This is a genomic window from Bradyrhizobium sp. SZCCHNR1051 (genome assembly GCF_032489615.1).
GTDB lineage: Bacteria > Pseudomonadota > Alphaproteobacteria > Rhizobiales > Xanthobacteraceae > Bradyrhizobium.
On record NZ_JAUEYJ010000011.1, the window covers coordinates 131,313 to 145,061 of the forward strand.

At 67.0% G+C, this 13,749-nt stretch carries 10 protein-coding genes; 8 read left to right on the forward strand and 2 right to left on the reverse strand.

Going from position 1 to position 13,749, the window contains the following annotated elements:
- Positions 1-123: 123 nt before the first annotated feature.
- From QW868_RS15450 to QW868_RS15480, 7 genes are all read left to right on the forward strand, one after another.
- The gene (locus tag QW868_RS15450; protein WP_316230870.1) at positions 124-3,588 is read left to right on the forward strand and encodes a chromosome segregation SMC family protein; all 3,465 of its coding nucleotides are present in this window, start codon (positions 124-126) and stop codon (positions 3,586-3,588) included.
- Between the two features lie 63 nt (positions 3,589-3,651).
- Positions 3,652-4,638: a small ribosomal subunit Rsm22 family protein gene (locus QW868_RS15455; protein ID WP_315786785.1), complete on the forward strand. Its 987-nt coding sequence runs from the start codon at positions 3,652-3,654 to the stop codon at positions 4,636-4,638.
- A 145-nt stretch (positions 4,639-4,783) separates the two neighbouring features.
- A complete protein-coding gene (locus tag QW868_RS15460) occupies positions 4,784-5,212 on the forward strand; it encodes a hypothetical protein (RefSeq protein WP_316230871.1) in 429 nt (142 codons plus the stop codon).
- Between the two features lie 189 nt (positions 5,213-5,401).
- Positions 5,402-5,959, forward strand: a complete 558-nt coding sequence (locus tag QW868_RS15465; RefSeq protein WP_315717271.1) for a LemA family protein — start codon at positions 5,402-5,404, stop codon at positions 5,957-5,959.
- Positions 5,960-5,992: 33 nt separating this feature from the next.
- Positions 5,993-7,189, forward strand: coding sequence for a M48 family metallopeptidase (locus QW868_RS15470; RefSeq protein WP_316176840.1), 1,197 nt, complete (start codon positions 5,993-5,995; stop codon positions 7,187-7,189).
- Positions 7,190-7,452: 263 nt separating this feature from the next.
- Positions 7,453-8,214, forward strand: coding sequence for a hypothetical protein (locus QW868_RS15475; protein WP_009025709.1), 762 nt, complete (start codon positions 7,453-7,455; stop codon positions 8,212-8,214).
- A 56-nt stretch (positions 8,215-8,270) separates the two neighbouring features.
- A complete protein-coding gene (locus QW868_RS15480) occupies positions 8,271-8,939 on the forward strand; it encodes a hypothetical protein (protein WP_315738336.1) in 669 nt (222 codons plus the stop codon).
- A gap of 16 nt (positions 8,940-8,955) precedes the next feature.
- Here the strand turns inward: QW868_RS15480 and QW868_RS15485 are convergent, their stop codons facing one another.
- Both QW868_RS15485 and QW868_RS15490 read right to left on the reverse strand, forming a co-directional pair.
- Positions 8,956-9,495: an adenine phosphoribosyltransferase gene (locus tag QW868_RS15485; protein WP_315738337.1), complete on the reverse strand. Its 540-nt coding sequence runs from the start codon at positions 9,493-9,495 to the stop codon at positions 8,956-8,958.
- Between the two features lie 156 nt (positions 9,496-9,651).
- A complete protein-coding gene (locus QW868_RS15490; RefSeq protein ID WP_316230872.1) occupies positions 9,652-11,814 on the reverse strand; it encodes an anthranilate synthase component I in 2,163 nt (720 codons plus the stop codon).
- A 396-nt stretch (positions 11,815-12,210) separates the two neighbouring features.
- Between QW868_RS15490 and QW868_RS15495 the strand changes: the two genes are divergently transcribed.
- Positions 12,211-13,557 (forward strand): IS4 family transposase, encoded by a 1,347-nt coding sequence (locus tag QW868_RS15495; RefSeq protein ID WP_315798036.1) that lies wholly within the window; start codon positions 12,211-12,213, stop codon positions 13,555-13,557.
- Positions 13,558-13,749 lie beyond the last annotated feature (192 nt).

Sequence of the window (13,749 nt, forward strand, 5' to 3'; positions counted from 1 at the left end):
CGGCCCTCGCCATTGTCCCGCCCTCAGAATGGGGCGCCAGGGCGACTCAGTCCACATTGACATTGCCTTCCATGGTATTGTCGGGGCTGGGAGATTCGTCTCCCGCCAACAGAGAATCTGTGCATGAAACTCACCCGTCTTCGTCTTCACGGTTTCAAGACGTTCGTCGAACCGACTGACTTCGTGATCGAACCCGGCCTCACCGGCGTCGTCGGTCCGAATGGCTGCGGCAAGTCGAATCTGGTCGAAGCGCTGCGCTGGGCGATGGGCGAGACCTCGCACAAATCGCTGCGCGCCGCCGACATGGACGCGGTGATCTTCTCCGGCTCGAACACGCGTCCGTCGCGCAACCACGCCGAAGTGGTGATGACGATCGACAACAGCGATCGCACCGCGCCAGCCGCCGTGAACGATCGCGACATTCTCGAGATCTCGCGTCGCATCGAGCGCGAGGCCGGCTCGGTCTATCGCATCAACGGCCGCGACGTGCGCGCCCGCGACGTGCAGATCCTGTTCGCCGACGCCGCCACCGGCGCGCGTTCGCCGGCGCTGGTCCACCAGGGCAAGATCGGCGAAATCATTCAAGCGAAACCTGAGCAGCGCCGCCGCGTGCTCGAAGACGCCGCCGGCGTCGCCGGCCTGCACGCGCGCCGCCACGAGGCCGAGCTGCGATTGAAGGCGGCCGAGACCAATCTGCTGCGCGTCGAGGACGTCATCGGCCAGCTCTCCGGCCAGATGGAAGGCCTGCGCAAGCAGGCGCGGCAGGCGATCCGCTACCGCGAGGTCGCGGCCAAGGTGCGCAAGGCGGAAGCCACGCTCTATCATATGCGCTGGATGGGCGCGCATGCCGATCTCAACGACGCCGCCCATGTGCATGACGTCGCCGTGCGCGAGATGGCCGAGCGGACCCGCGAGCAGGCCGAGTCGGCCCGCATCCAGGCCATCCGCGCCTCGCATCTGCCGGCGCTGCGCGAAGCCGAGGCCCGCGCCGCGGCGACGATGCAGCGGCTGAAGAACGCCCGCGACCTGCTCGACCGCGAGGAGCTGCGCGCCAAGGAGCGCGCAGGCGAGCTCGATCGCCGCCTGATGCAGCTCACCGCCGACGTCGCCCGCGAGCAGCAGCAGAACCAGGATGCCCAGGTCGCGCTGCAGCGGCTGGAAACCGAAGACGCGGAGCTGAAGGAAGAGATCAAGGCGCGCGTCGAGATGCGCAGTGGCGTCGACGAGCGCGTCGCCGAGGCCGAGGCGCTGCTTGCCGAGACCGAGCGCCAGTTCACCGAGCTGACGACGCAGCTTGCGGACCTCACCGCCCGCCGCAACCAGCTCGAAGCCAACGTCCGCAGCCACCGGGACCGGCTCGCCCGCCTCGACCAGGACATCGCCAATGTCCGCGCCGACGAGGAGCGGCTGGCGCAGGAGACCGCCCATCTCGGCGATCTCGACACGCTCGCCGCCTCGCTCGAAGCGGCCGAGGAGGCTGAGGCGCAGGCCGAGGCCGCGGTGCAGACCAACGAGTCGGCGCAGGCCAATGCACGGCAGAAGCTCGAAGCCTCGCGCGCCCCGCTCGCCGAGGCCGAGAAGCGCGCGCAGCGGCTCGAGACCGAGGCCCGCACCATCTCCAAGATGGTCAACAGCGAGACCAAGAATCTGTGGCCGCCGATCATCGATGGCGTCACGGTCGCCAAGGGCTATGAGAAGGCGCTCGGCGCCGTGCTCGGCGACGACCTTGATGCGCCGGTCGACGCGTCCGCGCCGATGCATTGGACCGTGGCCGGCGCCGAGGTCATCGACCCCGCGCTGCCGGATGGCGTCGAGCCGCTCGCGGCCTATGTCCAGGCACCGCCGGAGCTGTCGCGCCGTCTGGCGCAGATCGGCGTGGTGTCGCGTGATCGCGGCGCCCAGCTGGTGTCGCAGCTCAAGACCGGCCAGCGGCTGGTGTCGTCGGAAGGCGACGTCTGGCGCTGGGATGGCTTCATCGCCGCGGCCCATGCGCCGACCGGCGCGGCGCGGCGTCTGGCCGAGCGCGCCCGCCTGATCGACATCGAGGCCGAGCTGGAGCAGGCGCGCATCGATGCGACGAACAAGCGCCAGGCGCTCGAGAGCGCCGAGGCCGAGGTGAGGGCCGCGACCGCCGCCGAGAGCGCCGCGCGCGAAGCCTGGCGCGCCGCCCAGCGCGAGGTGAACTCCGCGCGTGAGCGCCACGCCAATGCCGAGCGCGAGATCAACCGCCATTCGGCGCGCAAATCGGCGCTGGTCGAAGCCTCGACCCGCCTCGCCCATGACCGCGCCGAGATCGCCGAGCTGCACCAGAATGCGCTGGAGGCGATCGAGGAGCTGCCGGCGACCACCGAAGCCGACGGCCGGCTCGCAGCCGTGCGGGCCGACATCGAAACCAAGCGGCGGGCCGCTGCGCAGGTCCGCGCCGAGGCGCAAGCGCTCGCCCGCGAGGCCGAGCTCGCCGACCGCCGCGTGCAGGCGATCATCAGCGAGCGCAACGACTGGTTCAACCGCATCCGCGGCGCCGGCTCGCAGATCGCCACCATCGAGGCCCGCATCGCCGAGGTGAAGGACGAACGCGCCGAGCTCGAAAACGCGCCGGAGATCTTTGCCGAGAAGCGCAGCGCGCTGATCGACGAGCTCGCCATCGCCGAAGGCGAGCGCCAGGTCGCCGCCGACGCGCTGGCCGAGGCCGAGACCGCGATGGGCGACACCGACCGTGCCGCCAAGGCGTCGCTGGAAGCGCTGTCGAAGTCGCGCGAGGCCGCGGCCCGCGCCGAGGAGCGACTCGAAAGCGCCAAGCGCCGCGTCGGCGACGTCGAGCGCGAGATCCACGACATGCTCGAATGCGAGCCGCAGGCGGTCGCGGCCATGGCCGAGATCGGCCCGGACACGCAACTGCCGCCGCTGCACGAGATCGAAGAGACCCTGGAGAAGCTGCGGCGCGACCGCGAGCGGCTCGGCGCCGTCAATCTGCGCGCCGAGGAGGAGCTCACCGAGGTCGAGGGCTCGCACACCGCGCTGACCACCGAGCGCGACGACCTGGTCGAGGCCATCAAGCGGCTGCGCCAGGGCATCCAGAGCCTCAACAAGGAGGCGCGCGAGCGGCTGCAGGCCTCGTTCGAGACCGTCAACGACCACTTCAAGCGTCTGTTCACCGAGCTGTTCGGCGGCGGCGAGGCCGCGCTGCATCTGATCGAGAGCGACGATCCGCTCGAGGCCGGCCTCGAGATCATCGCCAAGCCGCCGGGCAAGAAGCCGCAAACGCTGTCGCTGCTGTCGGGCGGCGAGCAGGCGCTGACGGCGATGGCGCTGATCTTCGCGGTGTTCCTCACCAACCCCTCGCCGATCTGCGTGCTGGACGAGGTCGACGCGCCGCTCGACGACCACAACGTCGAACGCTTCTGCAACCTGCTGCATGAGATGAAGGGCTCGACCGAGACCCGCTTCATCATCATCACGCACAACCCGATCACCATGGCGCGCATGAACCGGCTGTTCGGCGTCACCATGGCCGAGCGCGGCGTGTCGCAGCTGGTGTCGGTCGCACTCGACGAGGCCGTGAAGATCCTCGACCAGCAGGTGGCGTGATCTTGCTCCGTCATTCCGGATCGCCGCAAGCGCGGCGCCCGGACTGACGCGCGGAGAGGACCGATGATCTCTCCTGATCTGCCCGCAGCGCTGAAGGCATCCCTCGAAGCCAGGCTGCACGGGCAGTCGCGGCAGGAGGCCGCCGCCCGCGCGGCCCGCATCTCGGATTCCTATCGCAGCGGCGGCAATTCGGGGACGATCACGAGCGAAGCCGACGCGATCGCCTATGCCGTCGTGCGGATGCCGGCGACGTATGCAGCGGTGGTGGCCAGCCTGAATGCCGTGATGCAGGCGAGCCCGGACTTCGCCCCGGCCTCGCTGCTCGATGTCGGCGCCGGTCCGGGCACCGCAAGCTTCGCTGCGGCGGACGCATTCCCGTCGCTGGCGTCTTTCGCCGCCATCGATTCCAATCCCGCCTTGCGCACGCTCGCGCTGGCGCTCGCTGGCGACGCGACACGCATCCGCGACCTCGACTACGCGCTGGGCTCGGCGCGAGCGCTGCTCGAGCGCAGCACGGGCGCCGATCTCGTCATCGCCAGCTACATGATCGGCGAACTGAGCGACGCCGAACGCCCGGGCATCATTGATGCGCTGTGGACGAGGACCGGCGATACGCTCCTGATCGTCGAACCCGGCACGCCCGCCGGCTATCAGCGCATCATCGCGGCGCGCGACCGCCTGATCGCGTCCGGAGCCCACATCGCCGCCCCCTGCCCGCACGCCGCGGCGTGTCCACTGATCGCACCGGATTGGTGCCATTTCGCCCAGCGGCTGGCGCGCTCGCGGGCGCATCGCGAGCTCAAGGGCGCGGACGTTCCGTTCGAGGACGAGAAGTTCAGCTTCATTGCCCTCACCCGCAAGCCCGCGACGCATCGGCCCGCCGCACGCGTGCTGGCGCCGCCGGCGGTCACCAAGGTCGGGGCAACCGCGAAGCTGTGCCAGGCGGATGGTGCCGCCAGGGTCGTCAGCATCCCCCGCCGCGACAAGCCCGCCTTTGCCGCCGCGCGGCGCTGGGACTGGGGTGACGGCGTGGAGCCGCCAGGTTCGTAGATACCTCGGCCGGCGCCCCATGGTTAACGGTGGGTCGTATTCGTCTCTCATTTTCGCGATTTCGCGAAACCGGCGAGAAATCCGCGCTTGCTACGGTGAGCTGCAACAGGCGCTGAAGGCGCTGCTCACAAGGGAACGCGTTTCGATGTACAGGACGATGATGATCACCGCCGCACTGCTGGCTTCGGCAGGAACGGCCCTGGCAAACAGCCACGGTGGTGGATCCTCGGCACCGCCCCCGCCGAAGCAGGAAGGCCCGCCGGCCAAGGCCATCGTCGGCAAGAACGGCCCCGTCCTGGTCGATCCCAAGGGGATGACGCTGTACTACACCGAGCGCGACAACACCGGGAACAAATCGACCTGCGACGGTGCCTGTGCCGAGAAGCGGCCGCCGCTGATCGCACCCGACAACGCGACCGCCAGCGGCGACTTCACCGTCATCACCCGCAGCGACGGCAAGAAGATGTGGGCCTACCGCTACCGGCCGCTCTACACCTCGCAGCTCGACAGCGCCCCGGGCGATATCAAGGGCAACGATCCCACGCAGCAATGGCGGGTCGCCCGTCCCTATTGAGCCCTGCGCATCACTGCCTCCGGCGCCCATTCGGTCGCCTGGGCGCCCATCGAACGGACCAGTCAGCCTCAAGCGACTTGAACGGGCATCCCCCCTAGTGCGACCAATGCACGCCGGTCCACCTGCGGACCGGCGGCGCCGTCGCGTGGCGGCCGCCTCGTCCTCCTGCCCTCTCCCTCGGAGCCCGTCATGTCCGGCTGGATCGTCCTCGGCATCATCGTCATCCTCGTACTGTTCGCCCTTGGCGCCTACAACCGGCTGGTCGCCCTCAGCCAGCGGGTCGGCCAGGCCTTTGCCGACATCGACGTCCAGCTCAAGCTGCGCCACGACCTGATTCCGAACCTGGTCGAGACCGTGAAGGGCTACGCCGCGCATGAGCGCGGCACCCTCGACGAGGTCATCAAGGCCCGCAATGCGGCGATGTCGGCGCAGGGCCCGGCTCAGGTCTCGGCCGCCGAAGGCCAGCTCTCCGGCGCGCTCGGCCGCCTGATCGCACTGTCCGAGGCCTATCCGGACCTCAAGGCCAACGCCAACTTCCAGCAGCTCGCCGGCGAGCTCTCCGACATCGAGAACAAGATCGCCGCCAGCCGCCGCTTCTTCAACAACGCGGTGCAGGAATACAATACCGGCATCCAGCAGATGCCGGCGGCGCTGTTCGCCGGCACCTTCGGCTTCACCCGCAAGGAATTCTTCGATCTCGGCGCCAGCCGGACCGAGGTCGAGGCCGCGCCCAGCGTCAAGTTCTGATCCCGCGCCCTCCGCGCTGAAGGGCCCGACGCCATGGCCGCCTATGGTCTCTACACCCACATCGCATCGAACAAGACCCGTTCGGTGCTGCTGCTCGGCGGCCTGTTCCTGTTGATCTACGTGCTGGTGTTCGCCGGCGCGCTGATCGCCGAGGTCATGATCAACGGCAATGGCAGCGTCGCCTATTACATGCAGGCCGCTACGCGCGACCTGATCAAGGCGTTGCCCTGGGCCACGATCGGCGCCGCGGCCTGGATCGTCATCGCCTATTTTTTCCATCAGAAGATGATCGACGCCGTGACCGGCGGGACGGCCGTGACCCGCCAGGAACAGCCGCGGCTCTACAATCTGCTCGAGAATCTCTGCATCTCGCGCGGCATCACCATGCCGCAGCTGAAGGTCATGGACAGCCCGGCGCTGAACGCCTTCGCCACCGGCCTGAATCCGCGGCAATACGCCGTCACCGTCACGAGCGGTCTTCTGAACGCACTCGATGACCAGGAGATCGAGGCGGTGCTCGGCCACGAGCTCACCCATATCCGCAACGGCGACGTGCAGCTGATGGTCGTGGCCGTGATCATCGCCGGGGTGGTCGGCTTCTTCGGTGAATTGTTCTTCCGCTTGTTCACCAACATGAGCTGGGGCGGCGGCTGGGGCCGATCGTCGTCGTCCTCCTCCTCGTCCGACTCCGACCGCAAGGGCTCCGGCGGCGGGGCCATCATCGTCGTGATCATCGCGGTGGTGCTGATCGTGGTGGCCTGGCTGCTGTCCCAGGTGGTCAAGCTGGCGCTGTCGCGCACCCGCGAATACCTTGCCGATGCCGGGTCGGTCGAGCTGACCAAGAATCCGGACGCCATGATCAGCGCCCTGCGCAAGATCGAAGGGCGGGGCGAACTGCCCGGCGCCACCTCGGCGGTGATGGAATTGTGCGTCGACAATCCGCGCGAGGGCTTTGCCGATTTGTTCGCCACCCATCCCTCGGTCGACTCCCGCGTCCAGGCGCTGATCAAGTTCGCCGGCGGCCATGATCCGGGCCCGCTGGCGCTGCCGTCCGACGGGAGAGATACCGATACCGGTGACGAGCCAGCCGACGGCACTGCGCCACCGCCGCTGCCCCCGGCCGGCCCGTGGGGCGATGCCGATGGAGGGGGTAAGTCGCCCGGCAGCGGGCAAGCCGCCCCGGAAGGCCCCTGGACAACACCTGCTGCAGGCCCATGGGGCCGGCATTAGGACCAGCCGCTGCGGCGCTGTTCGAGCCCCGATCGCGCGCAGCGCGCAATCGTCCCGGCATTCGCTCTCAAGTGCTTCGGCGCGAACCGGACGTTTCGGCTGGAACGGGTCCGATTGCGCCGATCTGTTGCAGCGAAGGCGCAAATTTCCCCGGTCCCGTGCTGCAATGAATTTGAATTCTCCAGCGTTTCTGCCATGTTCGCGCCCAAAGCAGAATGCAAAGCGCCGGCCCCCTGGCCGGCCTCAGGGCTGAAGGACTTTCCATGGCGAAACCGGCAGTGGTTGTGGTGGGTGCGGACAAGGGCGGGGTCGGCAAGACCACGGTGTCACGGACGTTGCTCGATTATTTCAGCGCCAACAACGTCCCGACCCGGGCGTTCGACACCGAGCATCCGCGCGGCACCCTGAAGCGCTTCCACCCCGAGATCACCGAGATCGTCGACATGAATTCGACGCCGGACCAGATGAAGATCTTCGACACCTTGAGCGCGGTGGCGCCCTCGGTGACCGTGATCGACGTCCGCGCCGGCCTGATGTCGCCGACGCTCGCGGCGCTGCGCGACATCGGCTTCCTCGACGCCGCCCGCTCCGGCCAGATCACCTTCGCGGTGTTCCACATCCTGGGCTCGTCGATCGCCTCGCTGGACGAGATCGCGGAGACGGCAAGCTACATGATCGGCGCGAAGTACTTCCTGGTGAAGAACTTCATCAACAACACCAGCTTCTTCGAGTGGGACCAGTCGACCTACAATTCCTACTTCCACCGCATCAAGGATGCGACCGAGCTGACCATCCCCAAGCTCAACGAGATGGCGTTCGAGCAGGTCGAGGTCGCCTCGGTGCCGTTCCTGAAGTTCGTCGCCAACAAGGGTCCGCGCGACGAGGCCGCCAACTACTCCTTCGTGCTGCGCGGCTATGTCCGGCATTGGCTCGCCAATGTCTGGAGCGAGTACGACCGCATCAAGCTGACCGACATCGTCGGTTCGACCAAGGCGGCGGCGCCGCGGCCGGCCGGGGAAAAATAGCAGCCCCGTGAAGGATGGGACTTTATCGCAACCGCATTTGACCTGATATAGGTCTGATGCCCGCAACGCCCGTCTACATCGTCTGCTCGCCCCGGCCGCAGTCCGGGAAGACGCTGCTTGCGCGGGTGCTGAGCGAGTTCCTGCTGCTCAAGAACGGCCAGGTGCTCGCCTTCGACGTCACCTTGCGCGAGCCGTCGCTGCTCGACTTCCTGCCGCAGATCACGGAGACCGCGACGATCGAGGACACCTACGGCAAGATCCAATTGATGGATCGCGTCATCCTCAACGACGGCATCGCCAAGGTGATCGACCTCGGCTACTACTCGTTCGACGAGTTTTTCAAGATGTCCGAGGAGATCGGCTTTTTGAAGGAGGCCTCACGGCGGAACGTGGTCCCGATCGTTCTGTACTGCGCCGAGGGCGACCGGGTGTCGATGCGCGCCTACGACGCCCTGCGGCGACAGATCCCGCGACCTCAGCTGATCGTGGTCGAAAACGACCACGTCCTGCGCGAGGAGCTCCCCGACCTCTACAGCCGCGGCAAGCATCTGCGCATTGCCGCCCTGCCCGCGTTCCTGAGGACCTATATCGAGCGCTTCTCGTTCTCCTTTACCGGCTATCTGCGCCAGGAGAAGGACCCGTCCACCGAGCTCTATCAATGGATCCGGCGCAACTACTATGCGCTGCGCGAGATCGAGAACGAGCTCCTGATGCAGCGGTCCTGACGCCGCCGCGCGTTCCTCAGTGCCCCTCGAAGGAGATCAGCGTGCGCACGGGCACGTCGAGCGCGCGCAGCTTGGCGGCGCCGCCGAGATCCGGCAGGTCGATGATGAAGCAGGCCGCCACCACCGTGGCGCCGATCTGGCGGAGCAGCTTCACCGCCCCCTCGGCCGTGCCGCCGGTGGCGATGAGGTCGTCGACCAGGATCACGCGCTCGCCGGGCTCGACCGCGTCGACATGCATCTCCATCTCGTCGGTGCCGTATTCCAGCGCATAGGACATGCTGACCGTCTTGTGCGGCAGCTTGCCCTTCTTGCGGATCGGCACGAAGCCGGCCGAGAGCTGATGCGCCACCGCGCCACCGAGGATGAAGCCGCGCGCCTCGATGCCGGCGACCTTGTCGATCTTGGAGCCGGCCCAGGGATGCACCAGCTCGTCCACCGCGCGACGGAACGCGCGCGCGTCCGCCAGCAGCGTCGTGATATCCCGGAACAGGATGCCCGGCTTCGGATAGTCCGGAATGGTGCGGACCGTGTTCTTGATGTCCAGATCGAACGTCATCGTGCTCTCATCCACTCTGTTTATGTGCCGTCATTGCGAGCGAAGCGACGTGTCCGCCGAAGCCCACTCGGGCGAAGGCGGAAGCAATTCAGGATCGCGAAAACAACTCTGAATCGCTTCGTCGCTCACGCTCCTCGCGATGACGGCAACCACCTTTCACCCCGGCTGATTGAGCCGGAACGCATTCTCCACGATCCTCAAACCCACGGCATCGCCGAGCGACATCAGCGACTCCGGGTGGAACTGCACGCCGCCGACCGGCAGCGTCTTGTGCTCGATCGCCATCGCCACGCCATCCTCGGTCGCTGCGGTGACGGTCAGGACCTCCGGCATGCTGTCGCGCTCGACGAACAGCGAATGGTAGCGGCCGATGACGATCTCGTTCGGCAACCCCTGCATCAGGCGTCCGCCGCGCACCTGGACCCGCGACGGCCTGCCATGCGCCGGTTGGGCGAGCTGGCCGAGCTGACCGCCAAAATATTCGCCCATCGCCTGCACGCCGAGGCACACGCCGAAGATCGGCAGCTTCTTCGCGAGCGCCGCATCGATCGTCGTCGAGATCTTGAAGTCCTCGGGGCGGCCCGGTCCGGGCGACAGCACGATGAGATCCCAGCTGCGCTCGGCCAGCATCTTCAAGGCATGGACGTAACGCACCACGGTGACGTTGGCGCCGACCTGGCGGAAATAGTCCGCCAGCATGTGCACGAACGAATCGTCGTGGTCGATCAAGAGCACGTTCTTGCCGGAGCCGGTGGCGTCCGGCGCGGTCGAGGACAGCGGCTTCGGCGGATCGCCGCGCAGCGCCTGGAAGAGGGCCGCCGCCTTGACCTGGCACTCGCGATCCTCGGCCGCGGGGTCGGAATCGAACAGGCAGGTCGCGCCGACGCGGACCTCGGCGAGCCCGTCCTTCATGCGGATGGTGCGGATGGTGAGGCCGGTGTTGATCGAGCCGTCGAAATTCACCGCGCCGATGGCGCCGGCATACCAGCGCCGCGGCGAGCGCTCATTGTCCTCGACGAACTGCATCGCCCACAGCTTCGGCGCACCGGTCACGGTGACCGCCCAGGCGTGCGTCAGGAATGCGTCGAGCGCGTCGAAGCCCGGCCGCAGCATGCCCTCGACGTGATCGACGGTGTGGAACAGCTTGGAGTAGGTCTCGATCTGCCGGCGCGCGAGCACCTTGATGGTGCCGGGGACGCAGATGCGCGCCTTGTCGTTGCGGTCGACGTCGGTGCACATGTTGAGCTCGAACTCGTCCTTCTCCGAGTTCAGGAGCTGGCGGATCTGCTCGGCATCACCGATGGCGTCGCGACCGCGGGCGATGGTGCCGGAGATCGGACAGGTCTCGACGCGGCGGCCATCGGAGCGGACGAACATCTCGGGTGACGCCGACACCAGAAACTCGCCGTCGCCGAGATTCATCAGCGCCCCATAGGGCGACGGATTGATCCGGCAGAGCCGCTGGAACACTTCCGCCGGCGAGCGCTCACAGGGCTCGGCAAACAGTTGGCCGGGCACCGCCTCGAACAGGTCGCCGCGGGCAAACGCCGCGCGGGCCTTCTCGACCGTCGCCTGGTACTCGCCGGGCGCGTGATCGGCAAAACCCTGGCGCGGCTCCTTGAGATAGACGCTGGCGTCGGTGTCGCGCGGCAGGCCTGATGTCGACTGGCCATTCCAGGAAAAATCATACGACAGCACCACGCCGCGGCCGGTGGCGCGGTCATAGGCCAGCAGGCGATCCGGCACGTAGAGCACGATGTCGCGCTGGTCCTTCTCGCGCGGCCGCTTCTGCAAGAGGTCCTCGATCTGGAACACGAGGTCATAGGCGAAGGCGCCGAACAGGCCGAGCAGCGGATCGTCATTGGCCGACAGCACAGCGATCATCGCCCGCACCAGCGACATCACGCTGGCGCGGCGGGTGCGCTGGTCCTCCTCGACCGGGGCAGGCCCGCGGACGATGTGCCCGGCGAGCCGCGCAGGCGAGGCCTCGGTGATGACCACGCAGGGCTCGCGCAGCGTGTCCTTGAGGAACGCGATCAGCACCTCGCCGCGACGATTCAGCGCCTGCAGGGTGAAGGTGGTGCCCTTGGTCTCCAGCACCAGCGGCGGATCGGCAAAGCCGAGATCGAAGCTCTCGTAGCGGCCGGGCACGGTCGTGCCCGAGGACAGCACCACGCCGCGGCGGCGGTCGAGCAGGTCGATCAGATCGTCGAGCCGGCTGGCATTGCCGGAGAACTGCTCGACGGCGCGCGTGATCGCGAGCCCGCCATGGGTGCGGTAGTCGCTGCGGGCCGGAAGGGCGAAAACGGTCCTGTTCATGGGGTCCTCTTACGGAATTTACCGAGGAAACGCCACACAGGACCAACCGGAAGCCGCCGCTGCGTGGCGGCCCCTAAGCGATTGGATGTCAGACAAATCGCACCGGCCACCTTTTACAAGGTGCGCCACCAGAGACGGGCTGGGCGGACAACGGTGCTCATGGCGCGGAACTGACCACGCGGGACGGCCGGGGTCAAGGGCGGCGGGGCCACAGTCGGGGTTGGCGGAGGTGGCATGCTTATCATTCCCGCTCAGAACCCTCGGCTTTCGAGCACCGCGCGAAGTGCCGGCCCGACTGCCACCCTCCCCTGGAGGGCTACGGGATGCCCGAAAGCGATTCCAAGCGATTTCTGGATGTGATTCAAAGTTTTCGACCGGTTCGGTGGAGAGCTTTGAATGTCATTTGGCGATATTCGAGTTGCGGAGCGGGCTGACTGGCTGATCGAACGGGTGGCGACAGCAGGCACGCTGGTCTTGCGGAAGTTGGGGGAGACGCGAGCCGGCGAGAAGGCCATTCACCGATTTCTGTCCTCGCACCACGTCTCGGTCGATCGGATCGTCGAGACGCTGGCGGCTCGGACTGCGGCTCAATGCGTGGGACGGCGTATTCTGGCGATCCAGGACACGAGCGAGATCAATTTCTCCGGCCGTGACAAGAAGCGGCGCGGCTTCGGTCCTGGCGGGGACGGAAAAACACCCGGCTTCTTCATCCATCCCGTGATTGCCCTCGACGTCGAGAGCGAGGCGGTGTTGGGACTTGTCGACGCGGAAATCTGGACGCGCTCAGCCGGACGAGTTCCGGCTCGCCGCAAGCGAGCGATCGAGGATAAGGAGTCGATACGCTGGCTGTATGGCTGTCAGGCGGCTGCCGGCGTCTTATCGGAGGCGGCCAGCGTCACGATGGTCGCCGATCGCGAAAGCGACATCTACCCGTTGTTTACGCGTAAGCCGGAAGGGCTCGATCTGATCGTGCGTGCTGCGCAAGATCGCTGCCTGTCCGATGGCAAAATGCTGTTTGCAGCGCTTGCCGAGACGAAGGTGCTGAAAACAAGCCTCGTCAAGGTGGCGCCGCGCGGCCCCGGCGATAAAGGGCGCGGGGCGACCGTCGAGCTTCGCGCCGGAAGCGTGTCTCTTGCCCGGCCACAGAGCCTGAAACGATCAGAGGCCTGCGATGCCACCGAAATGACTTTGATTCAGGCGCGTGAGATCGATGCGCCCGCCGGCAAAACACCGTTGTTGTGGCATCTGCTCACGACCCATTCCGTTGCCAGCGCGGCAGATGCCGAACAGATCGTGCAACTCTATCGATTGCGCTGGCGCATCGAACAGGTCTTCCGTGCTCTCAAGAGCGATGGCTTGGCTCTCGACGACAGTCAGGTCATCGATGCCGATCGCATGTTCAATCTCGCGGCGATCGGGCTTGCTGGCGCTATCCGGACCATCCAGCTTGTCGACGCCAGAGACGGCAGTCCCCGTCCCATGAGCGACGTGATCGACCCGGCCTTCAGACCAGCTCTGGGGCACCTATCAAAAACGCTCGAAGGCAAGACCGCGCGGCAGCAGAACCCACATCCTCCCGATTCCCTCGCGTTCGTCGCATGGATCGCGGCACGCCTCGGCGGCTGGAATTGCTACGGTAAACCACCAGGGCCAAAGACAATGCGAGACGGCTGGGATCGTCTCGCTGCAATGCTTGAAGGCTATCTACTTGCAACCCAAAGCATAAAACCGGGAATCCCGTAGCCCTGGAGGGGGAGGGTCGTCTCACGGAGAGCGAAGCGAAACGTGAGGCGGGGTGGGGTGATCTCTCCGCATGGACCGTCGCCCGTGGCTTCACCCCACCCCGCTCGCACGCTTCGCGTGCGAGCGACCCTCCCCCTCCAGGGGAGGGTGGGCAGCGGGGCACGCGGATGGACCGGCATGCAGCGTCAGGGC